The organism is Nitrosomonas sp., from assembly GCF_020852615.1.
Lineage (GTDB): Bacteria > Pseudomonadota > Gammaproteobacteria > Burkholderiales > Nitrosomonadaceae > Nitrosomonas.
This window is the reverse complement of the sequence record NZ_JADZAJ010000009.1, coordinates 16,189-42,853: the sequence shown is the minus strand read 5'-3', so window position 1 is coordinate 42,853 and position 26,665 is coordinate 16,189. Positions and strand designations below refer to the sequence as shown.

Below are 26,665 nucleotides of genomic sequence, written 5' to 3'. Positions count from 1 at the left end.
ACTGAAACAGAGAAAAAATCACCATGACGACCGGTCTGACAACCCATCAGGCACAGGAAGTGCTGCAGCGGACCGGTTTCAACGAAGTTGCCGATAACCCGGACAGCCTTATCCGGCGTGCGCTCAAAAAACTGTGGGCACCTGTTCCCTGGATGCTCGAAGCAACCATTCTGTTCGAGCTCTGGCTTGGGAAATATCCTGAAGCAGCCATCATCACTGCCCTCATCCTTTTCAATGTTGCCGTGGCAATCGCCCAGGAAGGCCGTGCACGAACAGCGCTTGCAGCATTGAAATCACAGCTCGCACTGAATGCTTTCGTACGCAGGGATGGCGTCTGGGTGACCATCCCATCCAGGGAGATCGTCCCCGGAGATCTCGTCAAACTGTCGTTAGGCGGCGTAGCCCCTGCGGATCTGCGCCTGACAGCAGGAGAAGTCCTGCTCGATCAATCCATGCTCACCGGCGAATCGGTGCCGGTTGAAACAGGTGCTGGTGCAATCATTTATGCCGGGGCACTGGTACGGCGAGGAGAGGCAGAAGCGCTGGTAACTGCAACAGGTGTCAACACAAAGTTCGGGCGCACGGCTGAACTGATCAAAATGGCGCATGCAACGAGTTCTCAACAGAAAACTGTGCTGCATGTTGTTCGCAATCTTGCCATTTTCAATGGATTGATCATCGTGGCACTTTCTGTATACGCCTGGCAGCTTGGACTGCCTCTCACCGCAATTGAACCGATTATCCTGACGGCTATCCTCGCATCAATTCCTGTCTCATTACCCGCCACTTTTACGATGGCAGCAGCGCTTTCCGCACATGTCCTGGCCAGACGGGGTGTATTGGCCACCCGCCTCTCCGCACTGGATGAAGCAGGAACCATTGATGTCCTGTGTTCAGATAAAACCGGCACACTGACCAGCAATGAATTACGTGTCGTACTGACACGGCCTTTCCCGGGTTTTGACGAAATACAGTTGCTCGATCTGGCAGCGCTTGCCAGCTCTGACAGTGGGGCCGATCCGGTGGATGCTGCAATCCATGCTTTTGCCAGAGCAGCCGGGCCAGCGGATCAATTCCCCGGCCATATTTCCTTTCAGCGCATCTCATTTCAGGCTTTTGATCCGGCCACAAAACGGGCTGAAGCATATATCACTGATGAGGATGGCCACACGAAACGAGTCATGAAAGGCGCTTTCGCTGTCATTGCCAATGCTGCCGGTATCAATGAAACTCAGCGCTGCGAAGCTGAGCACCTTGAAGAACAGGGCCATCGCGTGCTGGCGGTGGCCGTTGAAACACAAGGAGATATACGTATTGCCGGATTAATCGCACTGAGTGACCCTCCACGCGAAGATGCTGCTGCATTGGTTCATCAGCTCGAAGAAAACGGTGTCAGAGTCCTGATGGTAACCGGCGATGCACCAGCCACTGCTGAATCGGTAGCGCTAAAGGTTGGAATCACAGGCCCGGTCTGCCTGCCAGATGTACCCGGCTCGCAACGTCAACCGGATGAGTGCGCTGTCTTCGCCGGTGTACTGCCGGAAGATAAATTCAGACTGGTACACGACCTGCAATCAGCAGGGCACACCGTCGGCATGTGCGGAGACGGGGCAAATGATGCCCCGGCGCTGCGCCAGGCGCACATGGGGATTGCAGTTTCGCAGGCAACTGACGTTGCCAGGGCTGCAGCCGGCCTTGTGCTCACGGAACCCGGTCTGGGCGGCATCATGGCCGCCATCGAAGAAGGCCGAAAATCATTTCGACGCGTGCAGACCTATACCCTCAATTCAATCATCAAGAAAATTGTTACCGTGCTGTTCATCGCACTTGGCTTTGTCATGACCGGGCACGCCATTCTTACCACACTGCTGATGATCGTACTGCTGGTGACAGGTGATTTTCTGTCAATGGCGATTACAACGGATCGTGCCACCCCGTCATCCGTTCCCAACGTCTGGCGTATCGGCGCACTGACCATCGCAGGCACAATACTCGGATTGGCTCAGCTGATTTTTTCCATTGCTATCCTGGCAGTCGGTCATTTCTGGCTCCGCCTGACACCCGATACGCTTATAACACTGGCTTTTCTTACTCTGGTATTTACCGGTCAGGCGATGATTTACGCGGTTCGCACACGCCGCACCTTACGGGAAACACCACCAGGCGCCTGGCTCATCGCCGCTTCTGTTGCCGATGTGATAATCGGGATCATGGTGGCAATGTCCGGATGGATCACGGCACCGTTGTCCGCCACGGTTGTCTTTCTGCTGTTCGTGGCATCGTTTGTGTTTACCTTTGTTCTGAACGGGCTGCGACGTATCGTATTCGCCCGTATAAACCTGACATAATCTGTGCTGGTATAACCTACTGTATAGCCTGCACCCGGAAATTCAGATGTCGGGCGGAAAAAATTTTTCTTTGACAATCTCCAGCCCACTGCCGCATTGCCAGCACAACTGGAAATTATCGGGATTTTCTTCACCACATTGCAAACAAAAAATGGTCCCGGTCACCTGCGGCATCTGCTCATAAGCGGTGACAATTGTTCGTCCGCGCTCATAGTCAAAATCGCGCACCACCCATACCTCGGGATAGGTATGGGTAAACGGGATTTCTCCTGTTCCCCCCTGTGCATATTCGTTAAACAATCTGGCCGGAATACAGGCATTCTCCAGCAAATCGCGGACGATATACGCTTCCAGCAAATGATTGGCTGTATAGAGTTTTTTCATGCGACAAGCAAGGCAATCAGATAATCAGCGAAATCAGTTCCGATTATCCGGATGGTACAGCACAACCCGCCAGGACAAGGAGAAAACGTATTGCTATAGTCAGACTTGACTCCGGGCATCGTTTGTGCAATAGGTATTGCATCATTTCTTATTTTACTTACAGAGGACGTATCATGAAACATATCACCAGTACGATTTTTATTGCCGCTCTGGCTGGTTTATTGACATCTGTATTTTCCTTTCCCGACTTCCGGGATTCAAGTCTGCCCCAACCTCAACCTGTGCAGATTGCAGCTGCCGGGGCGGAAACCCGCAGCCAGTCTCCTGCACCACCGGCGGCTCAAGGTAATGAAATGCAGGATGAACGCGTGGAATTTGAAGAACAGGCAGAACGCAGAGAATTTGGAGATGAAACCGACCAGGAAGAATTCAGGGAACAGGCTATTCGCAGAGAGTTTGGCGGGCAGACAAAATTTACAGAGCCGGTCCCCGCAGCAGAGAATCACGACCACTGACACGCGGCACACTAACTCCGTGGTTAATGATTCCGGCCGCAGTGCAGTATAGTCAGGCGGACCTGATTACCAGCATCTGGTTACCGCCTCGCTGAAACTCATAACGTACGTGCAGGCTGTTTACACTAAAACCATGAGTTGAGAAATACTCGTTCACCGCCGGAAAATGTGGTGATAGCGCACCGTCAAGCGTAAGTAACGGGAAAATTCTGACTTCACGCGCGACGCGCAACATTTCCCGGATTGCCTGAATATGGAATTCAACCGGCAAATGTGCACTGTACAAAAACATAAAGTGCGAGGACAGGGCAATATCAAACTGCCCGTTCTCAAAAGGTAAAAATGGCAGCTCACCAGTCACGTAACGCCCCTCTCGTTTCCCGTTAGCGAAATCCGCAAGAAAATCTTCCATCGCAGATATACGGATTTTTCCAAGCGCTTCGACTGATGGGATATCCTCCCAAATGTAGTCGTTTTTATTCTTATGCATCTGAGCCATTACGATTTCACAGGTCTCGGCTATACGGTGCTGGATTTGTGCTGCGTCAAAAGCATAAACCGGATCGACTGAAACAACGCTCCCCCCGCGTTTGGTCAGGGTGGCATTGAATGCGGCGGGACCGTCTCCGCAGCTAAGAATGCGAACGCTCAAATCTTTCCCGGTAAGGGCAAACATATTGATGTATTCATCAAACGAACGCCCCCACGGGACAATCTTCTCAAGCGTAAATCCCATGATCAGCCATATTTCTTGCGATTGCGGCGGCGGCGATTATGCGCGCGCCGGGCTTCTTCCTCGGTCAGCGGCGTTTTCCTGTCGGCGTACGGATTGTGACCCACCCTGAATTCCACTCGTAACGGGGTGCCTTTTAACCCGAATACTTCCCTGAATGTATTTTCAAGATAGCGACGGTAGGTTTGTGGTACATGTTCCAGCATAGAACCATGAATAACGATCAGCGGGGGATTTTCTCCACCCTGATGGGCATAACGCAGTTTGGGTCGTGACATTCCACCGCGCGGTGGCTGCTGCCTGGCAACGGCGGCCAGCATAGCGCGTGTCAGTTTGGGGGTGGGAATATGTGCCATGGCTGCAGCGTAAGCCTGATCCACTGAAGGCATTAGCCCTTTTACGCCGTTACCGTACAGGGCGGAAATATAGTGCAGACTGGCAAAATTCAGAAAACTGAGCTTGCGTTCAAATTCGCGCTTAATGATTTCACGCCGGTAGTCATCCAGACCATCCCATTTATTGACTGCAACGACCAGTGCACGGCCGGTTTCCAGAATGAACCCGGCAATATGGGCATCCTGATCGGAAATCTCATTTTGTGCATCCAGCACCAGAATAACCACGTTAGCTGCTTCAATGGATTGCAGAGTTTTCACAACCGAGAATTTCTCCACCGTTTCCCAAACCTTGCCTGATCGACGCAACCCCGCTGTATCAATCAGCGTATAGCTGCGCTGCCCATATTCAAAATCAACATAAATACTGTCCCGTGTGGTGCCCGGCTGATCGAATGCAATTACGCGCTCTTCCCCCAGCAGGGTGTTAATCAGCGTGGATTTACCAACATTGGGACGGCCGGCAATGGCAATGACAGGATATTTTTTCTCACCCGATTGGGCTTCTGTTTCCTCTTCATAAGGGTATTCTTCCAGTGCGAAATCAATCAGCTCCGCAAGATGTTCTCCATGCAGGGCGGAAACAGCACAGGGCGTGCCCAGTCCCAGCTCATGAAATTCTGCCGTTACCGACGAATAGGACATCCCCTCGGTTTTATTGACGACAAGAATCAGTTTTCGGCCGGTTTTGCGCAGTTGCTCCGCGATGATTCTGTCTTGTGAAGCCAATCCCTGACGGCCATCAACAATAAACAGGACGATATCGGCTTCGTCCACGGCCTGCAGGGTTTGCTTGGCCATGGCATGCAGAATGCCTTCCCTGACTACCGGCTCAAAACCACCTGTATCTACTACCAGATAGGGTTTGAGTCCCATTCTGCCGTGGCCGTAATGCCGATCGCGCGTAAGACCGGGGATATCAGCCACAATGGCATCACGGGTCCGGGTAAGGCGGTTGAACAATGTTGATTTTCCGACGTTTGGACGTCCAACCAGTACGAGTGTGGGTTTCATGGCAGGGGAACTGTAATAAATGCATCACCCGGAAAACAGGAAATTCGGGTTATTGCAGGGAAAATGCGAAAAGTCCGCCTTTTTGTGTTTGTACAACGAAGCCATCCGGCAGATATTCAGCACGGGATACGATCGCACTGCCATCAGTGGGTGCGCGACCCGCAGGAAAACCATCCTGACGGCTGATCAGCATGACATAGCCCTGGTCATCTCCCACTACCAGACGGGCACCTCTGGCAATCATCAGAGCTGAAAGTTTGCGGCTGCCCAGTTTTCCCCGTTTCCAGACGGCAGCACCACTGCTTTTATCGTAGGCGGCTACAGTTCCATGATCTTCGCTGATATAAACATGGCTGCCGTCTATTACCATACCCGCACTGCTCGATGCATCCCGGGCCCAGATCTGGTTGCCGCTGGAAATTTCAAAACAGGCAGCCCGGCCGCGATAAGCTACAGCACATACCTGGTTTTCATCAACGATCGGCAAGCTGCTGATGTCGGTCATACGTTCCAGCTCAGTCACGCCATGCGGCTGTGAAACGGTTGCTTCCCAACCTGTATTGCCCGTGAACAGGTCAAGGGCAATCAGCTTGCCGCCGGGGAATCCGGCAAATACAGCACCCCGGGTAATTGTTACACCGACAAAGCTGCGAACAGTAAGGGGTGGCGTAACATTCTGATAACTCCAGACCTGCTTTCCATCCGCTGCATTCAGGCCGTAAAGCCTGCTGTCACCGGTACGCACTACCACGATACCGTTATCGGTTTGCGGTGGACTCAGAATTTCGCCGGACACCTGAGACTGCCACAAAGAATGGCCTGCCTCGTCGAACGCCAGCACTTCTCCCTCATAAGTGCCAAGCAGCACCATTCCTCCGCCGGTACCGACTCCTCCGGAAAGCCGGGACTGGGTTTCCACCCGCCAGATTTCACGCCCCGTCGCCGGGTCGAGCTTAACCAGCCGGCCATCTTCATCAGCAGCGTATAACGCGCCATTATCGTAAACCGGCAGAAATACTGCGGTTTTGCTCGCTGACAGTTTTGCCTGCCACAGCGGCCTGATCGGAGCCAGTGTTTGCAGCTCGGCAAGTTCGGCTTCATCGACTTCCACCTCTTCCTCATCGCTGCTGAAAAGGTCAGTGAAATGGCCTCCCCCCAACTCACTCAGATTTGCACATCCTCCCAGAAAAATCAGCAGGGAGAGCACACAGACACGGAGTATCCGGTAACACGGATGAAAAATAAGATCAGAGGTCAGTAACGCTATGTTGCCGGTCACTTCTGCGGTTCTCTCAGCACATCGAGTTTCATTTGCACGACATTCCGGTAAGCGCCCTGTGTACTTAAGCTTTCCAGCGCCTTCCGGTAAGCCGCTCCTGCTTCATCTGTTTTACCGGCAGCAGCCAGTGCATCTCCGCGCAAATCCGAGTAAAGCCCGGTAAATGAAGCAGCATGCTGCGCATTCAGCAGTGCCAGTGCCTGATCATATTTTTTTTCATCAACCAGCACACTCGCCAGTCGTAACCGGGCGAGATCTTTTATTTCAGATTCTTCAGCATGGTCAATCACCCATTGCAACCTGTCTCCGGCAACCTGGTTATTACCTGCCTGAACAGCAGCATGAGCCGCTATCAGTGCCGCACGGGGAGCATAACCGCTTTTGGGAAAGCTTTCTGTCAGCAAATGGGCCGCATCGGTTATCTTGACAAGCTCACTTCCTTTTTCGATATGCTGCTGGAGAACGGCATACAGATCAGCTGCCTGCCGGGCCTGTTCTCCCTGATAATGATTCCACAAGCGGCTTCCTGCGACTGCTGCTATAAAAACAGTAAAAGCAAGTAATACGGAAGTGCCATTGGCAGTCCACCAGGCTTTTAACCCGTCTATTTTTTCCTGTTCTTCATAGTTATATGCTGACATGGCTCTGATTTTTCACCTTGGTTAAATGTTTTCCAGAAGTGCAGCAGCACCAGCCAGATCAACCCTGACCTGCTCTGCTGCTTCACGTAATGATTTGATGGTGATTTGCCTGGCTGCGGCTTCATCATCTCCGATAATGGCAGCAAACCGTGCGCCACTGGCATCAGCCTTTTTCATCTGTACCTTAAAATTTCCACCACCACTGTGCAACACTACTTTTAAGCCGTTATCACGCAGTGATTCTGCTACTTTCCACGAAAATTCAGCAGCAGCCTCTCCCTGGTGTACAACATACACATCAGGAACAGCACGTGCAGCGATCATGCTGTTTCCACTCATCAGCGAAAGTATCCGTTCGATACCCATAGCAAAACCACATGCCGGCGCCGGCTTGCCGCCAATCTGTGCAATCAGGCCGTCATAGCGGCCGCCGGCACAAACAGTTCCCTGTGCACCCAGTTTATCGGTTACCCATTCAAATACCGTACGGTTATAGTAATCCAGCCCTCTAACCAGCCGGTTATTGATCTCGAAGCTGATACCCTGGTTACGCAAAATCCGCTGCAATGCCTCAAAATGTGCCAGTGAATCTTCATCAAGATCATCAAGCAGACGAGGTGCACCTGCCAGTATTTCCCGCAAGGCCGGATTTTTACTGTCAAGAATACGCAGCGGGTTGGTTTTTAATCGCCGGCGCGCATCCTTATCAAGATCATCATGGAATTTTTCCAGGTAGCTGATCAGACGAGCACGGTAAACCAAACGGGATTCGGTGCTGCCAAGTGTGCTGATTTCCAGCCGGACATCAGAAATACCCAGCAAACGCCACAATCGCGCACACATGATGATAAGCTCAGCATCAATATCCGGGCCGGCAAATCCCAATGCTTCCACACCAACCTGATGAAACTGGCGATAACGCCCCTTTTGCGGACGTTCATGCCGAAACATCGGGCCGCTGTAGTACAAGCGTTGAGGGCCTGAATACAACAGGTTGTGTTCAATCGCCGCACGCACACAGGAGGCGGTCCCTTCCGGGCGCAGAGTCAGGTTTTCGCCATTGAGATGATCAACAAACGAGTACATCTCTTTTTCGACAATATCCGTTACTTCTCCGATCGAGCGTACGAACAGGTCAGTCTGCTCGACGACAGGAGTGCGCAAATTGCGGTAACCGTAGGCAGTCAGCCATGTGCGAATCGTGTCTTCGAAAAACTCCCATAAACCGCTTTCATCCGGCAGGATGTCATTCATCCCGCGGACGGCCCTGATTGATTCAGGCATTGACTGCTTTCTTCCTGTATTTGGTTCGCACGTATTCATCGACAATCGCGCGGAATTCCCCGGCAATATTGTCGCCTTTCAAAGTAACCGTCTTCTGGCCATCAACAAAAACCGGTGCTACCGGTGTTTCTCCTGATCCCGGCAAACTGATGCCGATATCCGCATGTTTACTTTCACCCGGCCCGTTAACCACACAGCCCATGACTGCGAGCGACATATTCTCGACCCCCTCATATTGCTCGCGCCAGATAAGCATCTGTTCACGCACATAGATCTGGATACTTTCTGCCAGTTCCTGAAAATAGGTGCTGGTTGTGCGCCCGCAACCCGGACAGGCAGCCACCAGCGGGACAAATGCACGCAACCCCATTGTCTGCAGGATTTCCTGTGCCACGATGACTTCACGAGCACGATCTCCTCCCGGTTCCGGTGTCAGGGAAACACGGATCGTATCGCCAATCCCTTTGAACAGCAGTACAGCGAGTGCCGCTGTCGAGGCAACAATCCCTTTTGACCCCATACCGGCCTCAGTCAGTCCCAGATGCAGGGCATAGTCGCATTGCTCTGCCAGCGCACCATAGACAGCAATCAGATCCTGCACACCACTAACTTTGCACGACAGTACGATATGGTTACGGGCCAGTCCCAGCTCCTCAGCTTTAGCAGCGCTTTCCAGCGCGGAGGTGATAAGTGCCTTATGCATGACTTGTGAAGCCCCCAGCGGATCAGGCGAACGTGCATTTTCATCCATAATCCGCGCCAGCATTTCAGGATCCAGGCTGCCCCAGTTAACCCCGATACGCACCGGTTTATCATATTTGCAGGCAGTTTCTATCAGTGTGGAAAACTGCTCATCACGCTTGCGGCCATGGCCAACATTTCCAGGATTGATGCGGTACTTTGCCAGTGCTCTTGCACAGTCAGGATAAGCTGTCAGCAGCTTATGTCCATTGAAATGAAAATCACCAATCAGTGGGACATGGCAGCCCATATCATCCAGCCGGGCACGAATCCCGGGAACAGCCGCTGCCGCCTCCATGGAATTAACGGTGATTCTGACCAGCTCGGAGCCTGCACGCGCCAGCTGGGCAACCTGACTGGCAGTCGCCAGCTCGTCAGCGGTATCGGTATTGGTCATTGACTGCACAACAATCGGTGCACCGCCACCAATCATTACTGAACCGACTTTGACACCCACACATTTCCGGCGTAGAGCAGGTACGTTATTAGAGGACATGATGTAAAACCCGGATAAATTTATACAGATTATTCAAGCGAAAAGCGTGCGACATCGTCATTGCCGCGAGTATAGGGTGCAAGATCGACCTTGCGCCCGTTGTAAACAAGGCTAACTCCGGCTGCATTGCCAATGACCAGATACAGAGGAGGCCTGGCTTCTATCGTCTGCTCAGTCCCGCGCGCATGAGTTTTTTCGAGGATAACCCTGCCACTGCTATCCTTGATTTTGACCCATGATTCCCGGGAAAAAGAAAGGTGTAACGATTTCTTTCCATCATTTGCAGCCCCGGGCGCATCTGCAGCCGGCAAAGGAGCTGGTATCTCGGGCAACGTGGCTGCAACCGATGGCAAACTGGCACCGGATGGCGCGGGCGTCACCAGTGCAGGAGGCGTCAGGGGTAATTCAGCAGAAGGCGAAGACAGCGGCAGTGCCAGATCTATCGCCACCTGATCACTGCCTTCACCAGAATTCAGCGGTATAACCTGATCAGTATTTTCTGGTGAAAAAGAAACCAGATGCTCCGGTATTTCTTCACGATAAATAGCATAAGCAGCAAATGCAGCCAGTATCACCACTACATACAACCACCCGGCACGGCCGCCACGATCTGAACGGTAAGCGGGTTCTATCGCCTTGAAACGCTGCGAATTCCTTTTGCCGGTAAAAACGGTATCCACCGGCCTTGCCTGAGGCACAGCCTCCATTAACAGGGGAACTTCTCCAAGCCGCAGCAGGTTAGCGTAATTGCGTATGTATCCACGCAGAAATACAGCAGCAGGCAATCTGGAAAAATCCTGAGCCTCGATCGCTTCCACCTGCTGTTCAGACAAGCGCAAATGACGTGCCACCTCGCTAATACTCATGCCACATCTGATCCTTTCATCATGCAGCAGCTGGCCAAAACCGGATACAGGAGCAGCAGTATTCACCTTTTCTGCTCCGGCTGAATTCTCGGCAGGAGCTGACTGAAATGACGCAGCCGTATCTGCGGAATCAATATGTTTCACTTGAGGTATGGCAATTTGCTCAGAAATATCTCTGACTGCTCCTGATTCATGAGCAGGCGCTGATTCCTGATCAGTACGCAGCTCGTCTGTTTTATCGTCTAGTTCATCATTTTTCATGGCTCAACTTCCCCGCACGCAATTCCCGGGCTTCCCTGGAATCAGGAAAACGCTTTTGCAGTTGAAAAGCGTAATTGGTTTCTGCATTGGCATCTCCATTGGCTCGTGCAATACGGACGGCCAGCCACAGGCTGGCAGGGGCGGGAGGATTCATCTGCAAATACTGGTTGATTGCAGACCAGGCTTTCTTCACCTCGCCACGGCTGAAATCAAGCTCTACCAGACCAAGCTGCGCCAAAGGGTAACCAGGACGGATTATCAGCGCCTCCTGAAAATAGCTGTGTGCCTGCTCGAAATTTTTTTGTTTCAGCACACACAACCCGGCATTGGTATAAGTTCTCTCCGGGGTTTCATACAGCGGATCACGTATCGCTGCCATAAAATGGCCGATTGCCTGCTCCATCCGCTCAGGTTTTCGCTGACATAAAAACCAGCCAAAATTGTTACGTATGTCGGGATCATTCGGCGCTATTCCAAGCCCGCGCTCAAAATTCCATTCTGCGCGGTCATCCTCCAGCAAATCCATATAAACCAATCCCAGCATATTGTAAGCCGGGGCATAATCGGATTTTTTCTTCAGCGCAATTTCCGCCTCTTCTATTGCCACCCGGTATTGGCCACGATGATAGTACTGGCCGGCAAGCTCAGTATGAATTTTTGCACTTTGCAACGCACGCTGTTTCAATTCTTCGGGCGTCGGTTTTTCCTGTGCAGGTGTAATACCGCAACCTGTCAGCCATACCAGAACTCCAAGAACTCCAATTCTAATCAGCCTGTTCATTTTTGCCTGCAATTGCTTAAATAGCCTGCCAATACTGAGTTCATAAAAACCCGGTTATTTCACCATTGCTGTCTGGTTTGTCCCGTATGCACTCGTCCGACGCGTTTTATCGCGCACCTGTCCGGCCAGTTGACCGCAAGCAGCAGCGATATCATCTCCGCGAGTTCTGCGTATCGTCGTAACAATACCAGCCTGCATCAGTACATCACGGAAATTATGGATAGCCTGCGTATCCGACCGCTCATAACCAGAGCCGGGAAAGCCATTAAACGGAATCAGATTAAGCTTGCAAGGCACATTTTTAACAACCTGCACCAGCTCTTGCGCCAACACCACGCTGTCATTTACGCTTTTCAGCATAACATATTCGAATGTAATAAAATCCCTTGGGGCTGCGGGCAGGTAACGCTCACAGGCAGCCAGCAATTCCCTGATTGGATATTTTTTATTGATCGGCACCAGCACATCACGCAGAGCATCATTGGGTGCATGCAATGAAACCGCAAGTGCTACCGGGCAACGCTCACGCAAACGATCCAGGGCGGGAACCAGCCCGGATGTACTTACTGTTACCCGGCGGCGTGATAAACCATAGGCATCATCACTCAGCATCAGATCGAGCGCCATGACCAGATGCTCAAAATTAGCCAGCGGCTCACCCATTCCCATCATAACAACATTGGTAACCGGCCGCCTTGCTTCCTGTTTACCGGCTTGAGTCTGTGCTGTATCCGGCAACAACCGGTCCTGATTATCTGCTTCGAGCAACCGGTTAGCCAGCCACACCTGGCCGATAATTTCCGCAACGCTCAAATTGCGGTTAAATCCCTGTCGCCCGGTAGAGCAGAAGCTGCAGGCCAGCGCACAGCCCACCTGGCTGGAAACACACAACGTACCCCGACCGGGCTCCGGAATAAAAACCATCTCTACAGCATTACCGGAACCCGCTGATATCAGCCACTTACGGGTACCATCTTCTGCAGTATAGTCACTTACAATTTCGGGGGGCTGAACAACAGCACACTCCGTCAGTTTCTGACGAAACACTTTCGCCAGATCGCTCATCTCCGTAAATTCTGTCTTGCCGAACTGGTGTATCCAGCGCAGCAACTGCTGTGCACGAAAAGGCTTTTCGCCCATTTCCCCGCAAAAACGAACAAGCTCCGTTTTATTAAAATCAAGCAGGTTAATCATTGTGCCCGGCTTCCCAGTTCAGCAAAATTATGCGTGCTCAGCGTGAATATATTTCCAGGGATGGAAAGAAACAGGCAATCTCGACTGCAGCCGTCTCAGGTGCATCAGAACCATGCACCGCGTTGGCATCAATACTGTCTGCAAAATCCGCACGAATCGTACCCTTATCCGCTTTCTTTGGATCGGTAGCCCCCATTAACTCACGATTTTTGGAAATCGCATTTTCGCCTTCCAGCACCTGGATGATCACCGGACCGGAAATCATGAAATCGACCAAATCCTTGAAAAAAGGTCTTTCTCTGTGAATGGCATAAAAGTTCTCTGCTTCGACTCTCGACAAATGCGCCATGCGGGCAGCAACAATTTTCAATCCAGCAGCTTCAAATCTTGCATAAATTTGTCCGATAACATTCTTTGCTACTGCATCGGGCTTGATAATGGACAAAGTCCTTTCAACTGCCATCAGATACCTCATAAAAAAATAGTTCATCACAGACCGGCATTCTAACAAAAAACCTATTTGTGATTTATCAAACAGCGGCTTAAAGAACCGCACGCAAGGCGCGATCTGCCACACCGGCAGAAGAAAGGAACAGCCCGGGGCAGCTTAAGTAACCTTGGGTAACTTGAGTGATATTTTCACATTCCACAAACAATCAGGCCGGACTGAATCCGGCCTGAATCATTACCGTTTCAATCCCAGACGTTATTCGATAACGTTAAGGGAACCTGGCAAGTGAATATTCATAGGATGAAGCTGGCACCAGATAGTAAAAGCACCGACTTTATCAGCTGTGAAGCTGATGGTTTTGGTTTCGCCTTTTTTAATGACTTCCTGAACACCAAAAGCATCGATCGAAAAACCTTCACTGATGGGCGATTTATTCTCAACGACGATCTTTACGGCCTGGCCTTTTTTAACAACCAGTGCTTCCGGTTCATTCAGCACATTAAAAGCACGAATGTTCTTAACAGTTACACCCTCTACATTAAGTTCAGGGATAGTGGTGTCATAAGCATTGATAACCACATGGAATTCACCTGATTTATTATGATGGTGTGCCTCATGCTCTGTTGCCTGAGCCACTCCGGCCAGCAACAGTGATCCCACTGCAAAACCCGCAAATATTGCCTTTGTTGTTTTCATCATTACATTCCTCTACTTGAATTTATGATTTATTAGATTCAGCGAAACGTTGTTCGCCGGTTTGACGGCATTGATATGCAGCTTCCTGCAAACCAGCCAGGGGACAGCCCCTCAAAAGGAATTTGCACAAATATTCTGCCAATAACCAGTCAAGAGAATGTGCTTGTTATTATAAATGCCCACCCTCCAGGGTGATTCTGTTGCTACATAGACCCCGGCACACAACTTTAGACAAGAGAACCGGGGATGTCAATATCACCACACGCTATCATATTGTTTTTTAAATCAGGATTACTGTTCAGCCAGGTACCGCTGACAAAAACCGTATCCCCCGGAATTGCCGGGCCTGTCTGCAGATGGCAGCCAAAAACCCTTTACAGATTAAGGTAAAATGCTGCAACTTTTTTGACCATATCACCAGCACAGATCGGAGTTGCTCACCTATGAAAATCCAGGATCTTATTCAGAATCGAAGCAAAGAAAACTTTGCTCTGCACGATAAATACCTAAACAGCCAGATGGTCAAAGTCCTTAAAACCATTGATTTTGATCGTCATTATGTTCGGGCTAAAGGTGCCTATCTGTTTGATGAACAGGATAATCGCTATCTGGATTTACTCAGTGGCTTTGGTGTTTTCGCGCTGGGACGCAATCACGCAGAAATCGTCGAGGTTCTCAAGAGCACACTGGACGCGGACTTACCCAATCTCGTCCAGCTTGATGTGTCATTACTGGCCGGGTTATTGGCAGAAAAACTGGTGAAACTGACCCCAAACGGGCTGGATCGCGTTTTTTTCGCCAATTCGGGCACGGAAACAGTCGAAGCCGCAATCAAATTCAGCCGTTACGCCACCGGAAAATCCAAAATTATTTTCTGCCACGGCTGCTACCACGGATTGAGTCTCGGTTCCCTGTCCGCTACCGGAGATGATCATTACAAAAAAGGATTTGGCCCACTGGTGCCGGATTTCATCGAAATTCCATTCAATGACCTCGAAGCACTGGAGCAGGTGCTGGCGGAAGGAGAGGTTGCCGCCTTTATTACCGAGCCGATTCAGGGACATGGTGTCTGGATACCGGATGACAACTACCTGCCGGAAGCTGCCAGACTTGTCCGCAAATACGGCGCACTGTTCATCGCTGATGAAATCCAGACCGGACTGGGACGGACCGGCAAATGGTGGGCAGTTGAACACTGGTCTGTCGAACCCGATATCCTGTGCATATCCAAAACACTTTCCGGAGGGTTTGTACCCGTGGGGGCACTGGTCTGTAAAGAATGGATTTTTGATCGCGTTTTCAATCGTATGGATCGTGCTGTCATTCATGGCAGTACGTTTGGTAAAAACAATCTTGCCATGGCTGCCGGTCTGGCCACACTGGAGGTACTGGAATCAGAAAATCTGATTGAACATTCCGCCCGTACTGGTGCTGCCATTCTGGATACATTAACACCGCTGATACAAAAATATGAATGCCTCAAGGAAGTGCGAGGCAAAGGAATGATGATCGCACTGGAATTCACCGAGCCGAAAAGTCTGATGCTGAAACTGTCGTGGAAGATACTTGAATCCGCCAATAAGGGATTGTTTTCGCAGCTGATTACCGTGCCGCTATTCCGGGAGCATCGAATTCTGTCCCAAGTGGCCGGTCACGGTATGAACATCGTTAAATTTATCCCGCCGCTCATCCTGACAGAATCTGATGTTGAGTGGATGGTTTCAGCGATCAATGATGTCATCGCCAAGGCCCACCGCGGACCACTGACCGCGCTGAGTTTCAGCAGGCAGCTGGCAACACGCGCTTTACGCACCAAACTGAGCATCTGACAGTACACCCGGTAAATTCAGCTGTTCCACAAACAGCTGCCTTTACTTTCGGCGCTGATACGCTCCACCAGCCGGTCATGCAGCTCAAGCTCTTCCTCTGTGGCCGGCTGAATGATCAGCGAAAAGTCCTTCGCCCTCATTTTTGCTTCCACCTCCACTCCCGTTTTTCTGGTTACTGAACTGTCAGCCTGCCGCATTGCCGGTGCATCCACCTCCATCAGCAGACTTTCCTGGCCGCGCGTCATCGCCAGATAAACCTCGGCCAGCAACTCCGCATCAAGCAAAGCACCATGCAGCGTTCTGTGAGAATTATCAATCTGATAACGCTCACACAATGCATCCAGGTTATTTCTTTTGCCCGGATGCAGCTCTTTCGCCAGCATTAGCGTATCCGTCACCTGCAGACAATGGCTCTGCATCGGCTCAAACCGGATCAGACTGAGCTCATGGTTAATGAAGCCCATATCAAAAGGGGCGTTATGAATGAAAATCCCGGCATTTTCTATAAATTCCAGAAATTCACTGCAAATTTCCTGAAATACAGGTTTATCACGCAGGAACTCGCGCGTCAGGCCATGCACCCGCAAAGCACCTTCATCACTTTCCCGCCCGGGATTGAGATAACGATGGAAATGACGGCCGGTCAGTCGCCGGTTACACACCTCCACCGCGGCGATCTCAACAATCCGATGCCCCAGAGCAGGATCAAGACCTGTTGTTTCAGTATCCAGAAAGATATGGCGCATACCCGATTATTCTGCTTTTTCAGATAACATTAGCTCCACACCCTGATTTGCCAGCATATCAGCACGCTCATTCCCATCGTGGCCGTTATGCCCCCGCACCCAGAACCATTCAACCTGATAGCGTCCGGACAACTGATCCAGCTCTCTCCATAACGCCTCATTCTTCACCGGCTTCTTATCTGCTGTCCGCCAGCCACGTTTTTTCCAGGAGTGAATCCATTCGCTGATCCCTTTCTGCACATACTGCGAATCGGTATGCAACCGAACCCGCAGGGATTGCTCCACACCCGGCAGTGATTCCAGTGCCTGCAAGGCACGAATAGCAGCCAACAGTTCCATACGGTTATTTGTGGTCATGGGTTCGCCGCCAAAAAATTCTCGGGCCTCACCATCAAATTGCAGGGAAACCCCCCATCCTCCAATTCCCGGGTTGCCCTTGCAGGCACCATCCGTAAAAATTTCCACCAGTTTTACATTTTGCTGCTGTTGCATGATTCATTCCTGTTTGTTGCCACGAGACGCATCCACCTCGCAATAAACCTTGTATTTTTAATCAAAGACACTTCTAAAAACCGGTCTTCTTTACTCTCTCTCCGCACTCTGGCGTATACCGATATTCCTGAATTATCCACCCTGCCTCTGCTCTATCTGCGGCACTGCGACCGTTCTCTCCTTGCCGGCGGGTGAATCATCCCAGCAAGGTTTGATAATACGCAACCCACATTCATGTTTGATCGCCTGCAAAAAATAAACCCCCCCGGCAATCGGCCACCAGCGATCTCCTGCCGCCTCCATAAAATGCAGCCGGGAAAGCCATTTTTCCCCGGTACACGGCGGCACATAACAGCCAAACTGTCCCGCAACAGTTTCAAAGTTGAGCAATTCCAGCCAATCCTGCATGCGTGACAGATCAATGAAACGGCCACACCACGGAAAATCTGTTTTTGATTTCATCATACGGCGATGTATTCCCCAGAGACTGAACGGATTAAACCCGCTGATGATAACTTTTCCCTCATGAATCAGCACCCGGTGTACCTCTCGGAGAATCTGGCGCGGATTGGTATTGAATTCAAGCGTATGCGGTAACAGTACAAGATCGACGCTACTGGTCCTGACGGGCAGGAATTGAGGAAGCGCGTAAACCGATGCACCCTCCTGCGCCCCAAGCGCAAACTTGAAAGGCATCCGGTTATTGCGCAAGAAATCAATTCCGGCAAAACCGATCTGAGTTGCGTTATAGCCGAACACATCCGCTACAACACGGTCAAAATAGCGTTGTTCCTGCTCAAGCAGGTACTGCCCCAGGGCAGTCTTAAACCACTGTTGCATACTTTGCTGCAATGCAGAATCGAACATATTGTCAAAGTGGTCAGTTATGATAATAGCCTGTCTGCTATCTGCTATAAGGAGGCAAAATGATTGACGTTTTTCCTGTTCAAGCGTTTAGGGATAATTATATCTGGATCGTTCACAATCAACATCTCGCCCTCATCATAGACCCTGGCGATACAGAACCGGTTCTCAGCTGGCTAAGGCAACAAAAATTACAACCTATTGCAATCCTTTGCACCCATCACCACCACGATCACACAGGCGGCATCCCCGCACTGGTACAAAATTTCAGAATCCCTGTTTATGGCCCGGCCAGTGAAAAAATACCGGAACTGACCCACCCGCTGACTGAAGGCAATACCCTCAAATTTCCGGAACTGCCACTGGAACTCGCCGTCCTGGATGTCCCCGGACATACTGCCGGCCATATTGCTTATTACAGCCATGACCGGCTGTTTTGTGGAGACACGCTGTTTGCCTGTGGCTGTGGCAGGATTTTTGAAGGCAGCGCACAACAGATGTTTAATTCCTTACAAAAACTGGCCAGCCTGCCCGATAAAACCCTGGTTTATTGCACCCACGAATACACGCTGGACAATATCCGCTTCGCCCGGGCAATCGATCCGAACAATCCGGAATTAATCCGACTGGAAAGTAATGCAGAAGAAAAGGTGGCACGGAATGAACCAACACTCCCCTCCAACCTGGCAACAGAAAAAGTCACCAACCCATTTTTACGCTGTGATCAGCCGGCTATCATTCAAAGCGCCAGCGCATACGCCAAACGGGAGCTCACTGATCCAGTCAGCGTATTTGCCGCAATCCGCGACTGGAAAAACCATTTTTAGAAAAATGCCGGCTTACTGACGCAAATCAGACCCGGCAACCGTCAGCCTCACATCCCGGCTGTCCGTCAGGGCTATCAGCTGATGCTGCAGTTGCGGCCACAACAGCCGATGCCTCATCAGACACTTCCTCGGCCAGCAGTGTCCCGATCGACACGCCCAGCAACAGATCACTGACATGGCCAAACTTGTGCAAACGCAGATGACCCGTCTTATCCACCAGAATGGTCGTCGGCGTACCCTGCATGTGGTACGTCATCATTGTGTGCGGAATGGAGTGCTGCTCATTTGGCTTGTCTATCCCGATCGGAAAACGCAACCTGTACTCATAAGCAAACACCTCCAGCGCATCGCGCCCCATCACCTCATGGTGCTCGAAAACCGTATGCAGACCGATTACTGCCACCCGTTCCGGATCAAATTCATCAAAAATCCGCTGTGTCTGTGGAATTCCCTGCTGAACACACCCCGGACACAGCATCTGGAAAGCGTGCATCAACACCACCTTGCCGCGCAAGGAAGCCAGCGTAACCGGTTGCGGCGTATTCAGCCAGCTGGAAGTAATCAGCTCCGGCGCCTTGATTTTTTCAATAGTTGTACTTTTTTTCATGATTTAAATAGTGGAATACGTTACTGAAAACAGACCATAACAGCGGCTCAATAACCATCAAACTCTTCCGTGCGAATATTATCTTCATCTGCACCTGCCTGAATCAGCAGTGAACGCATGGCTTTAACCATGCCTTCCGGCCCTGCAAGATAGTATCGGGGAGCAGCAATATCAGGCACATGCTGCCTGAGGGTATCAGCGCTTACACGGCCCTGTGTCACGGTATAAACCGGCACAAACGTGAAATTTTTGTTCTCTGCTGCAAATCGTTCGAAATCATCCGTATAAGCCGCCTGTGCAGGTGTCCGGTTAGCGTAGATCAGTGTGATTTTATGTGCTGTCTTGTCATGCGTAGCCTGTGCAATGATACTGCGCACCGGCGTGATGCCGATGCCCCCGATAAGAAATACCGCGGGTACAGCCGCATTTTTATGCAACGTAAAATCTCCCCACAGCGCAAGCAATTTCACCATCGAACCTTCCGGAACTTTACGTGCGGCGCGTTTGAATGGTGTATCCCGCATACGGGTCGCCATCTTCAGCACATCTTCATACGGCGCACTGGCAAACGAAAAACCGTGTTTGTTGCTGTCCTCATCCACTCCGGATGAATCCGGCAATACCAGATCACCATACTGCCCGGCCCGATATTCAAAGCCCGGTGGTTTTTCCAGAACGAACTCCATCGTTCCCTCAGCAATTTCTCTTTTACAAATCAGTTTAACATCATAGCTTGTTGACATAACCCGCCTCCTTGTCTTTTACAGAACACTTCTAAAAATCCTGCACAACCGGATTTTACACTTTGCTCAGAGTACCGCAGTAACGCGTGATCATCATGATTCCCGATACAGACCCCACCTGAATTTTCGCTTTACTTGCTATACTGCTCAGCCTGAAAAATCAATAATTAATGTTGTATCTATGGAGGAGAAATGGACGTTTTGAGTTTGGTAGCCAGCTTCCTGGCAGGTGCACTGACGATTTATCTCATCAGCTTTTTCATGAAACCGGGTGAAAACAAAACGCAAAAAGCTGCTGATGCAAACATTGCCAGTCTGTTTGACCAGTTGTGGCAAACACATGAGCGCCTGCTGAATGAAATGAAACAGGATATAGATAATCCTGATTTCAAATTCCATCGGGAGTTCTATGTGCAGAAAAAAGGCTGGGGCTGGGGGCGCTGGGGATTACATCGTCAGGGCCCCTGCATTGCCTATTTCCTGGAAGATCACAGTGATTTGCAGCCTCTGCTGGATACACTGGCTGCAAACGGATTAATTAGTCATACGGGTGAAGCCGGCAAAAGCTCAACCAAATATCAGTTAAGTGAAAAACTGGTAACGCTGCTTCGCGGTAAAAATACCCGTTAAGCCGGCATTTGCTTCGAATCCGCGCATTCACTGTTAAAGCAGCAGATTTTCCAATGTCAACCGGTAGATTCGGGCCAGGCGCTCAATATCGGCAACCTCCACAGATTCATTGATTTTGTGGATGGTTGCGTTGCGCGGCCCGAATTCCACTACCTGCGGGCAAATATCTGCAATAAAGCGGCCATCGGAAGTGCCGCCCGTGGTGGAAAGTTCCGGTTCGATACCCGTCACCTCCCGAATAGCGGCACTGAGTGCATCAGCCAGTATCCCTCTTGGCGTCAGGTAAGGTTTACCAGAAAGCTCCCAGACCAGATCGTAATCCAGCCCGTGCCGATCCAGAATTTCATGCACACGTGCCCTGAGTGAATCAGGAGTGCTGGCGGTAGAAAAACGGAAATTAAACAGCAGACTGATTTCACCGGGAATAACATTGGTCGCACCGGTACCGCCGCGAATATTGGAAATATGCCAGGTGGTGGCAGGAAAATATTCGTTGCCATTGTCCCACACGGTTTTTGCAAGTTCGACCATGGCAGGAGCTGCCAGATGGATAGGATTTTTAGCCAAATGGGGGTACGCGATGTGCCCCTGAATGCCTCTGATCGTCAGATCACCTGATAAACTGCCGCGCCGTCCGTTTTTGATCGTATCCCCCAGCCGGTCAGTACAGGTTGGTTCACCCACAATGCAGTAATCAACCGTTTCTCCACGCGCCTGGAGCGCTTCCACCACTTTTACCGTGCCATCTACTGCCGGACCTTCTTCATCCGAAGTAATCAACAGTGCAATCGAGCCTTTGTGATCCGGATGCAGCTCAACAAATTCCTCGATCGCGGTTACAAAGGCCGCCAGCGAGGATTTCATATCCGCCGCACCGCGACCGTAGAGGAAGCCATCCCGCACTACCGGCGTAAAAGGATCACTGTCCCACTGCGCCACCGGCCCGGTCGGCACAACATCTGTATGACCGGCAAAGCAAACCAGCGGCCCTTCGGCACCTTTCCTCATCCACAGGTTCTCCACTTCACCAGAATTCATGGATTCACTTCTGAATCCCAGCCCGGCCAGCCGGTGCATGATGATTTTCTGGCAACCATCATCGCCAGGTGTCAGCGAGCGGCGGGCAATCAACATCTGGGCAAGTGTCAAAGTACTGTTGGGCATGATTATTTCCTTGATTTAGGCTCGATTTAAAATTTAAACAGCGTAAACAGAATCACATGACAATTCATCAGGGCAGCTGCAGGGCGCGTAACGCATTACGGCCGCGCGCACCGCCAAAAAAGGCTTTAACGAACGGGTGGCTGATGGTAATAATTTCCGGTATCGGCCCCAGCGCAACGATACGCCGATCAGCCAGCACAGCCACGCGATCGGAAAGCGCCACCAGTGTATCCAGATCATGTGTCACCATGATGACAGTCAATGCCAGCTCTTCGCGCAAGGATCGTATCAGATCAACGAAACCCTCACTCAGTACAGGATCGAGCCCGGCAGTCGGTTCATCCAGAAACAGCAATTCCGGATCCAGTGCCAGTGCACGTGCCAGCGCAACCCGTTTAACCATTCCCCCCGACAACTCAGATGGCATTTTTCCGGCATGCTGTCCCTCGACACCAACCATGCCAAGTTTCAGCATAACCAGCTCCCGTATCGTATCCTCATCCAGCATGTGCATTTCCCGCAATGGCAATGCCACGTTTTCAAACACGGTCAGCGCACTGAACAGCGCACCCTGCTGAAACAGGACCCCGGAACGGGTACGCAGTTTTCTCTGCCCTTCATGATTGTGATCGTATTGCTCTGTACCCAGCACTTTGATACTGCCTTTTGCGGGTGAAGTGAGCCCGAGCATCTGGCGCAGCAGCGTGGTTTTTCCGCTGCCGGAGCCTCCCACCAGTGCCAGCACTTCTTCTTTGTATATTGTCAGGCTGATATCTTCATGGATGACGTGGCTGCCAAAGCGTGTGTAAAGTCCGACAATTTCGATAACCGAATCCATATCCGATCAGCTTACAATCTTGAGCCCAATATGGGAAAAAGCCACAGCAAAGACAGCATCAATCAGAATTACAGATGTAATTGAAGCGACCACTGAACTGGTGGTACCCTCACCCAGACTTTCCGTGTTCGGTTTGATGCGCAGCCCGAAATGACAGGCAATCAGGGCAATTGCCATCCCGAAAACCACCCCTTTGGCCAGTGCCAGCCATAAGTTGGCAATCGGGACAGCATTCGGCAAAACAGTCAGTGCATAGTGGATACTCAATTCAATCTGAAAATCTGCCGCCATTAACCCGCCCAGCAGTGCAATTGCGCTGGTCCAGACCACGATCAGCGGCATGGCAATCCCCAGTCCGATCATTTTCGGCAGCACCAGTCGCATACTATGGCGAATACCCATGACCGTCAGCGCATCCAGTTCTTCAGTAACCCGCATGACCCCAAGCTGCGCTGTTATGGCGGAACCGGAGCGCCCCGCAACCAGCACGGCAGCAAGCATCGGGCCCAGTTCACGGATAATAATCAGACCGAGAAGATTAATAATATAGATATCCGCTCCAACCAGATGCAGCTGTTCGGAGGTGAGGTAGCTCAGGACAATACCGATCAGAAACCCTACCAGCGCAGTGATGCCCAGTGCCTGCGCACCGGTACGATACAGGCCTGCAGAAATTTCCCGCAGGGGCGCTCTGCGTGGATGAGTCATCAGAAAAACAGCATCCAGCACGACCAGCCCGGTCAGTGTAATCACACCGGCCAGATGATCAAGAAAACAGAGAAAATGCTTACCCAGCAAAGATACCGGCCGAAACCACTCACGCCGCACACGTTCAGGTGGCGATACGGTTGTTTCCAGTCGCAGAAACATTCTTTCCTGTTCCGGGCGCAGCAGCAGGTGATCAGGCCGCCTCCCGCCCCACAAATGCCACAGCATGACGGCTGCAGCATAATCCAGATGGCGAAGTGCAGTAAGATCCCAGTGCAGGCCGGGCCGACCGGCCAGTTGTGCCAGTTCTTTGCTGACCATCGGCAATGGCTGATCAAGCACTGCAAGCGTAAAGTCACCTGTTAGCTGCAGAACGGTATCACCTGCTTCTGTAGTAATGAGCCGATACCTGCAGCAATTATCAGCGGAAGCCTCAGCAGACATCATTGTTCAGGGGCCCCTCCTGACTGGTTTTGATCGTACCGTCAATTCCGGTTCTTTCGTTCACTCTGCGATTTCTGAACGGCCTTAACCGATTTTTCCGGTTTACTGTCATGCCGGTATGCCCACAGCAAAAGCGCAACTCCGGCTGCAATCATTGGCAGTGACAGCCACTGACCCATACTGATGCCCAGGGTCATGATGCCGAGAAAGCCATCATCCGGTTCGCGGAAAAATTCGCAGAACGAGCGAAAGGCCCCATAGCCGATCATAAACACCCCGGAGACAGCACCCGACGGCCTGGGTCTGGCTGAATAAAGCCACATCAGAATAAAAAATACCAGCCCCTCCAGCGCAAACTCATACAGCTGGGACGGATGACGCGGCAGATTATCCACATACGGGAAGATCACCCCCCAGGCCACATCAGTAGGGCGTCCCCACAATTCACCATTGATGAAATTACCGATGCGGCCCGCGCCCAGTCCGAGCGGAACCAGTGGTGCAATAAAATCAGTGACTGACAGCCATGGTATCCGATATTTATGTGCCAGCCATACCATAGCGATTATTACCCCCAGGAACCCTCCGTGAAAAGACATTCCTCCCTGCCAGATCTGGAATATTTCCAGCGGATGTTGCAGATAATAGCCTGGCTGATAAAACAGCACATGGCCCAGGCGTCCGCCAAGGATGACTCCCAGCACACCATAAAACAGCGCATCATCCAGCATTTCCCGGGTAAATATGCCATCAGGCCGTTGCCGGATGCGGTAACGGCCGAGCAGGACGAATAATGAAAATCCAAGCAGATACATCAGCCCGTACCAGCGAACGGCAAGCGGACCTAGGGAAATGGCAACCGGGTCAAATTGGGGATGAACGAGCATGGGCAGCAGCCTGACTTACGGTAAAATGCGCATTATACGGCAACGCCAACTGATCACAGCAGACATCGCCGGCGATCGTTCCCTTTGCCTGATCTGTATTCATTACCCATTCATAAGGAAACACTATGTCAGATAATCGACGCAGCCAAGCCATTACCCGGGGTGCAAAACGCGCGCCCAATCGCGCCATGTTACGTGCAGTTGGTTTTGGCGATGGTGATTTTGACAAACCTATCGTTGGTGTTGCCAACGGTTTTTCCACCATCACCCCTTGCAACATGGGGCTGGATACGCTTGCCAAATGTGCTGAACATGCGCTGAAAACTGCCGGTGCCATGCCGCAGATGTTTGGCACGATTACCGTATCAGATGGTATTTCCATGGGAACCGAAGGTATGAAGTATTCGCTGGTTTCGCGCGAAGTGATTGCTGATTCCATCGAAACCTGTGTGCAGGCGGAAAGTATGGATGGCATTATCGCCATCGGCGGTTGCGATAAAAACATGCCAGGCGCCATGATTGCGCTGGCCAGGCTGAATGTACCGTCCATTTTTGTTTACGGCGGCACCATCAAACCCGGTCACTACAAAGGTCGCGACCTGACCATTGTCAGCGCCTTTGAAGCCGTCGGGCAGCATACCGCGCACAAAATAGATGATCATGAACTGCTGGAAGTTGAACGCCATGCCTGTCCTGGCGCCGGTTCGTGCGGCGGCATGTATACCGCCAACACCATGTCATCCGCAATTGAAGCCATGGGGATGAGTTTGCCCCATTCTTCCACCATGGCGGCAGAAGATGAGGAAAAGCGGATCAGTGCCACCCGCTCTGCTGAGGTACTGGTGGAAGCCATCAAAAAACAGATCCTGCCGCGCAGCCTGATTACCCGTAAATCACTGGAAAATGCCGTATCAGTCGTCATGGCAGTAGGGGGTTCAACCAACGCTGTACTGCATCTGCTGGCCATCGCTCACGCAGCAGAGGTGGAATTCAATATTGATGACTTTGAAGCCATTCGTAAACGTGTACCGGTAATCTGCGACCTGAAACCTTCCGGACGCTATGTGACTACCGATTTGCATGAGGCGGGCGGGATTCCGCAGGTCATGAAAATGCTGCTGGTACATGGCCTGCTGCATGGCGATTGTCTGACAATCAGTGGACAAACCATCGCGGAAGTGCTGAAAGACATTCCCGAGCAACCGCGTACTGATCAGGATGTTATCCGGCAGTGGGGCAATCCGGTCTATGAACAGGGGCATCTGGCAATCCTGAAAGGTAACCTGGCAACGGAAGGTGCAGTTGCCAAGATTTCCGGCGTGAAAAACCCCTGCATCACCGGCCCGGCCAGAGTATTTGATTCAGAAGAAACCTGCATGGCCGCCATTCTTGAACGCAAAATCCAGCCGGGTGACGTCGTTGTCATCCGTTACGAAGGCCCGCGAGGCGGCCCGGGAATGCGCGAAATGCTTTCTCCCACTTCCGCCCTGATTGGTGAAGGGCTGGGGGATTCAGTCGGACTGATTACCGATGGTCGTTTTTCCGGCGGCACGTACGGCATGGTGGTAGGTCATGTTGCACCGGAAGCCTATATCGGCGGGACTATTGCGCTGGTACAGGAAGGCGATTCAATTACGATCGACGCCCATCGGCGCCTGCTGCAGCTGAATGTTTCTGATACTGAACTGGCAAGTCGCCGGGCAGCCTGGCAACCGCCTGCACCACGCTATACACGCGGTGTACTGGCGAAATACGCCAAACTGGTCTCGACTGCCAGTCGCGGTGCAGTCACCGACTGATCCGGCCT

General features: G+C 51.4%; 27 protein-coding genes. 6 read left to right on the top strand and 21 right to left on the bottom strand.

From position 1 onward, the window contains the following. Window positions 1-23: 23 nt before the first annotated feature. Window positions 24-2,348, top strand: coding sequence for an HAD-IC family P-type ATPase (locus tag IT527_RS01225; protein ID WP_292965379.1), 2,325 nt, complete (start codon window positions 24-26; stop codon window positions 2,346-2,348). Between the two features lie 42 nt (window positions 2,349-2,390). On the opposite strand, the gene IT527_RS01220 is transcribed toward IT527_RS01225, so the two are convergent. After that, on the bottom strand, window positions 2,391-2,732 hold the full coding sequence (locus IT527_RS01220) for a DUF2007 domain-containing protein (protein ID WP_292965377.1): 342 nt from the start codon (window positions 2,730-2,732) through the stop codon (window positions 2,391-2,393). A 173-nt stretch (window positions 2,733-2,905) separates the two neighbouring features. Between IT527_RS01220 and IT527_RS01215 the strand changes: the two genes are divergently transcribed. Continuing rightward, window positions 2,906-3,247, top strand: coding sequence for a hypothetical protein (locus tag IT527_RS01215; protein WP_292965375.1), 342 nt, complete (start codon window positions 2,906-2,908; stop codon window positions 3,245-3,247). 52 nt (window positions 3,248-3,299) lie between these two features. Here the strand turns inward: IT527_RS01215 and IT527_RS01210 are convergent, their stop codons facing one another. The 11 genes from IT527_RS01210 to IT527_RS01160 form a co-directional block, all read right to left on the bottom strand. After that, window positions 3,300-3,983 (bottom strand): class I SAM-dependent methyltransferase, encoded by a 684-nt coding sequence (locus tag IT527_RS01210; RefSeq protein ID WP_292965373.1) that lies wholly within the window; start codon window positions 3,981-3,983, stop codon window positions 3,300-3,302. Window positions 3,984-3,985: 2 nt separating this feature from the next. After that, window positions 3,986-5,389: a ribosome biogenesis GTPase Der gene (gene der / locus IT527_RS01205; RefSeq protein WP_292965371.1), complete on the bottom strand. Its 1,404-nt coding sequence runs from the start codon at window positions 5,387-5,389 to the stop codon at window positions 3,986-3,988. Window positions 5,390-5,438: 49 nt separating this feature from the next. Beyond that, window positions 5,439-6,668, bottom strand: a complete 1,230-nt coding sequence (gene bamB / locus IT527_RS01200; RefSeq protein WP_292965370.1) for an outer membrane protein assembly factor BamB — start codon at window positions 6,666-6,668, stop codon at window positions 5,439-5,441. Beyond that, window positions 6,665-7,309: a tetratricopeptide repeat protein gene (locus IT527_RS01195; RefSeq protein ID WP_292965368.1), complete on the bottom strand. Its 645-nt coding sequence runs from the start codon at window positions 7,307-7,309 to the stop codon at window positions 6,665-6,667. The genes bamB and IT527_RS01195 overlap by 4 nt, the downstream gene beginning before the upstream one ends. Before the next feature lie 21 nt (window positions 7,310-7,330). Then, the gene (hisS, locus tag IT527_RS01190) at window positions 7,331-8,593 is read right to left on the bottom strand and encodes a histidine--tRNA ligase (RefSeq protein ID WP_292965365.1); all 1,263 of its coding nucleotides are present in this window, start codon (window positions 8,591-8,593) and stop codon (window positions 7,331-7,333) included. After that, window positions 8,586-9,830 carry a flavodoxin-dependent (E)-4-hydroxy-3-methylbut-2-enyl-diphosphate synthase gene (gene ispG, locus IT527_RS01185; protein ID WP_292965362.1) on the bottom strand — a complete coding sequence of 415 codons (1,245 nt, stop codon included), beginning with the start codon at window positions 9,828-9,830 and terminating at the stop codon, window positions 8,586-8,588. Before ispG ends, hisS begins: the two co-directional genes overlap by 8 nt. Before the next feature lie 29 nt (window positions 9,831-9,859). Next, on the bottom strand, window positions 9,860-10,957 hold the full coding sequence (locus IT527_RS01180; RefSeq protein ID WP_292965360.1) for a helix-turn-helix domain-containing protein: 1,098 nt from the start codon (window positions 10,955-10,957) through the stop codon (window positions 9,860-9,862). Further along, window positions 10,947-11,738 (bottom strand): type IV pilus biogenesis/stability protein PilW, encoded by a 792-nt coding sequence (gene pilW / locus IT527_RS01175; RefSeq protein ID WP_292965357.1) that lies wholly within the window; start codon window positions 11,736-11,738, stop codon window positions 10,947-10,949. Before pilW ends, IT527_RS01180 begins: the two co-directional genes overlap by 11 nt. Window positions 11,739-11,792: 54 nt before the next feature. Next, window positions 11,793-12,932 carry a 23S rRNA (adenine(2503)-C(2))-methyltransferase RlmN gene (rlmN, locus tag IT527_RS01170; RefSeq protein ID WP_292965355.1) on the bottom strand — a complete coding sequence of 380 codons (1,140 nt, stop codon included), beginning with the start codon at window positions 12,930-12,932 and terminating at the stop codon, window positions 11,793-11,795. 37 nt (window positions 12,933-12,969) lie between these two features. Next, window positions 12,970-13,395, bottom strand: a complete 426-nt coding sequence (gene ndk / locus IT527_RS01165; protein WP_292965353.1) for a nucleoside-diphosphate kinase — start codon at window positions 13,393-13,395, stop codon at window positions 12,970-12,972. A 243-nt stretch (window positions 13,396-13,638) separates the two neighbouring features. After that, window positions 13,639-14,082 (bottom strand): nitrosocyanin, encoded by a 444-nt coding sequence (locus IT527_RS01160; protein ID WP_292965351.1) that lies wholly within the window; start codon window positions 14,080-14,082, stop codon window positions 13,639-13,641. A 440-nt stretch (window positions 14,083-14,522) separates the two neighbouring features. On the opposite strand from IT527_RS01160, the gene IT527_RS01155 reads away from it, so the two are divergent. Beyond that, window positions 14,523-15,908 carry an aspartate aminotransferase family protein gene (locus IT527_RS01155; RefSeq protein WP_292965349.1) on the top strand — a complete coding sequence of 462 codons (1,386 nt, stop codon included), beginning with the start codon at window positions 14,523-14,525 and terminating at the stop codon, window positions 15,906-15,908. Window positions 15,909-15,925: 17 nt separating this feature from the next. Here the strand turns inward: IT527_RS01155 and dnaQ are convergent, their stop codons facing one another. The 3 genes from dnaQ to IT527_RS01140 all read right to left on the bottom strand — a co-directional run bounded on the left by dnaQ (window position 15,926) and on the right by IT527_RS01140 (window position 17,986). Next, the gene (gene dnaQ / locus IT527_RS01150; protein ID WP_292965347.1) at window positions 15,926-16,654 is read right to left on the bottom strand and encodes a DNA polymerase III subunit epsilon; all 729 of its coding nucleotides are present in this window, start codon (window positions 16,652-16,654) and stop codon (window positions 15,926-15,928) included. A 6-nt stretch (window positions 16,655-16,660) separates the two neighbouring features. Beyond that, a complete protein-coding gene (rnhA, locus tag IT527_RS01145) occupies window positions 16,661-17,146 on the bottom strand; it encodes a ribonuclease HI (protein ID WP_292965345.1) in 486 nt (161 codons plus the stop codon). Between the two features lie 132 nt (window positions 17,147-17,278). Next, window positions 17,279-17,986, bottom strand: a complete 708-nt coding sequence (locus tag IT527_RS01140) for a methyltransferase domain-containing protein (protein WP_292965343.1) — start codon at window positions 17,984-17,986, stop codon at window positions 17,279-17,281. Between the two features lie 86 nt (window positions 17,987-18,072). Here IT527_RS01140 and gloB point away from each other — a divergent pair, with 86 nt between their 5' ends. After that, complete coding sequence (gloB, locus tag IT527_RS01135; protein ID WP_292965341.1) at window positions 18,073-18,837, top strand: hydroxyacylglutathione hydrolase; 765 nt, start codon at window positions 18,073-18,075, stop codon at window positions 18,835-18,837. A 25-nt stretch (window positions 18,838-18,862) separates the two neighbouring features. Here the strand turns inward: gloB and IT527_RS01130 are convergent, their stop codons facing one another. Next, window positions 18,863-19,444, bottom strand: a complete 582-nt coding sequence (locus tag IT527_RS01130) for a TlpA disulfide reductase family protein (protein WP_292965338.1) — start codon at window positions 19,442-19,444, stop codon at window positions 18,863-18,865. Between the two features lie 47 nt (window positions 19,445-19,491). Further along, a complete protein-coding gene (locus IT527_RS01125; protein ID WP_292965335.1) occupies window positions 19,492-20,187 on the bottom strand; it encodes an FAD-dependent oxidoreductase in 696 nt (231 codons plus the stop codon). Window positions 20,188-20,379: 192 nt separating this feature from the next. Between IT527_RS01125 and IT527_RS01120 the strand changes: the two genes are divergently transcribed. Then, window positions 20,380-20,817: a hypothetical protein gene (locus tag IT527_RS01120; protein ID WP_292965332.1), complete on the top strand. Its 438-nt coding sequence runs from the start codon at window positions 20,380-20,382 to the stop codon at window positions 20,815-20,817. 33 nt (window positions 20,818-20,850) lie between these two features. Here the strand turns inward: IT527_RS01120 and dapE are convergent, their stop codons facing one another. The 4 genes from dapE to lgt all read right to left on the bottom strand — a co-directional run bounded on the left by dapE (window position 20,851) and on the right by lgt (window position 24,858). Beyond that, on the bottom strand, window positions 20,851-21,981 hold the full coding sequence (dapE, locus tag IT527_RS01115) for a succinyl-diaminopimelate desuccinylase (RefSeq protein WP_292965330.1): 1,131 nt from the start codon (window positions 21,979-21,981) through the stop codon (window positions 20,851-20,853). A gap of 67 nt (window positions 21,982-22,048) precedes the next feature. Then, the gene (locus IT527_RS01110; RefSeq protein ID WP_292965328.1) at window positions 22,049-22,819 is read right to left on the bottom strand and encodes an ABC transporter ATP-binding protein; all 771 of its coding nucleotides are present in this window, start codon (window positions 22,817-22,819) and stop codon (window positions 22,049-22,051) included. A 6-nt stretch (window positions 22,820-22,825) separates the two neighbouring features. Next, window positions 22,826-23,974 carry an ABC transporter permease gene (locus tag IT527_RS01105; RefSeq protein ID WP_363278041.1) on the bottom strand — a complete coding sequence of 383 codons (1,149 nt, stop codon included), beginning with the start codon at window positions 23,972-23,974 and terminating at the stop codon, window positions 22,826-22,828. 38 nt (window positions 23,975-24,012) lie between these two features. Then, the gene (gene lgt, locus IT527_RS01100) at window positions 24,013-24,858 is read right to left on the bottom strand and encodes a prolipoprotein diacylglyceryl transferase (RefSeq protein WP_292965327.1); all 846 of its coding nucleotides are present in this window, start codon (window positions 24,856-24,858) and stop codon (window positions 24,013-24,015) included. Between the two features lie 125 nt (window positions 24,859-24,983). Here lgt and ilvD point away from each other — a divergent pair, with 125 nt between their 5' ends. Then, complete coding sequence (gene ilvD, locus IT527_RS01095; RefSeq protein WP_292965325.1) at window positions 24,984-26,657, top strand: dihydroxy-acid dehydratase; 1,674 nt, start codon at window positions 24,984-24,986, stop codon at window positions 26,655-26,657. Window positions 26,658-26,665 lie beyond the last annotated feature (8 nt).

Coding starts and splice junctions, on each gene's coding strand:
- IT527_RS01215 (WP_292965375.1), top strand. CDS start 2,906: ATGAAACATATCACCAGTACGATTTTTATTGCCGCTCTGGCTGGTTTA.
- IT527_RS01180 (WP_292965360.1), bottom strand. CDS start 10,957: ATGAAAAATGATGAACTAGACGATAAAACAGACGAGCTGCGTACTGAT.
- dapE (WP_292965330.1), bottom strand. CDS start 21,981: ATGCCCAACAGTACTTTGACACTTGCCCAGATGTTGATTGCCCGCCGC.
- IT527_RS01210 (WP_292965373.1), bottom strand. CDS start 3,983: ATGGGATTTACGCTTGAGAAGATTGTCCCGTGGGGGCGTTCGTTTGAT.
- der (WP_292965371.1), bottom strand. CDS start 5,389: ATGAAACCCACACTCGTACTGGTTGGACGTCCAAACGTCGGAAAATCA.
- ndk (WP_292965353.1), bottom strand. CDS start 13,395: ATGGCAGTTGAAAGGACTTTGTCCATTATCAAGCCCGATGCAGTAGCA.
- IT527_RS01220 (WP_292965377.1), bottom strand. CDS start 2,732: ATGAAAAAACTCTATACAGCCAATCATTTGCTGGAAGCGTATATCGTC.
- ilvD (WP_292965325.1), top strand. CDS start 24,984: ATGTCAGATAATCGACGCAGCCAAGCCATTACCCGGGGTGCAAAACGC.
- IT527_RS01110 (WP_292965328.1), bottom strand. CDS start 22,819: ATGGATTCGGTTATCGAAATTGTCGGACTTTACACACGCTTTGGCAGC.
- hisS (WP_292965365.1), bottom strand. CDS start 8,593: ATGCCTGAATCAATCAGGGCCGTCCGCGGGATGAATGACATCCTGCCG.
- IT527_RS01130 (WP_292965338.1), bottom strand. CDS start 19,444: ATGAAAAAAAGTACAACTATTGAAAAAATCAAGGCGCCGGAGCTGATT.
- IT527_RS01125 (WP_292965335.1), bottom strand. CDS start 20,187: ATGTCAACAAGCTATGATGTTAAACTGATTTGTAAAAGAGAAATTGCT.
- pilW (WP_292965357.1), bottom strand. CDS start 11,738: ATGAACAGGCTGATTAGAATTGGAGTTCTTGGAGTTCTGGTATGGCTG.
- IT527_RS01140 (WP_292965343.1), bottom strand. CDS start 17,986: ATGCAACAGTGGTTTAAGACTGCCCTGGGGCAGTACCTGCTTGAGCAG.
- IT527_RS01160 (WP_292965351.1), bottom strand. CDS start 14,082: ATGATGAAAACAACAAAGGCAATATTTGCGGGTTTTGCAGTGGGATCA.
- IT527_RS01120 (WP_292965332.1), top strand. CDS start 20,380: ATGGACGTTTTGAGTTTGGTAGCCAGCTTCCTGGCAGGTGCACTGACG.
- IT527_RS01155 (WP_292965349.1), top strand. CDS start 14,523: ATGAAAATCCAGGATCTTATTCAGAATCGAAGCAAAGAAAACTTTGCT.
- IT527_RS01195 (WP_292965368.1), bottom strand. CDS start 7,309: ATGTCAGCATATAACTATGAAGAACAGGAAAAAATAGACGGGTTAAAA.
- dnaQ (WP_292965347.1), bottom strand. CDS start 16,654: ATGCGCCATATCTTTCTGGATACTGAAACAACAGGTCTTGATCCTGCT.
- IT527_RS01105 (WP_363278041.1), bottom strand. CDS start 23,974: ATGATGTCTGCTGAGGCTTCCGCTGATAATTGCTGCAGGTATCGGCTC.
- rnhA (WP_292965345.1), bottom strand. CDS start 17,146: ATGCAACAGCAGCAAAATGTAAAACTGGTGGAAATTTTTACGGATGGT.
- gloB (WP_292965341.1), top strand. CDS start 18,073: ATGATTGACGTTTTTCCTGTTCAAGCGTTTAGGGATAATTATATCTGG.
- IT527_RS01225 (WP_292965379.1), top strand. CDS start 24: ATGACGACCGGTCTGACAACCCATCAGGCACAGGAAGTGCTGCAGCGG.
- rlmN (WP_292965355.1), bottom strand. CDS start 12,932: ATGATTAACCTGCTTGATTTTAATAAAACGGAGCTTGTTCGTTTTTGC.
- lgt (WP_292965327.1), bottom strand. CDS start 24,858: ATGCTCGTTCATCCCCAATTTGACCCGGTTGCCATTTCCCTAGGTCCG.
- ispG (WP_292965362.1), bottom strand. CDS start 9,830: ATGTCCTCTAATAACGTACCTGCTCTACGCCGGAAATGTGTGGGTGTC.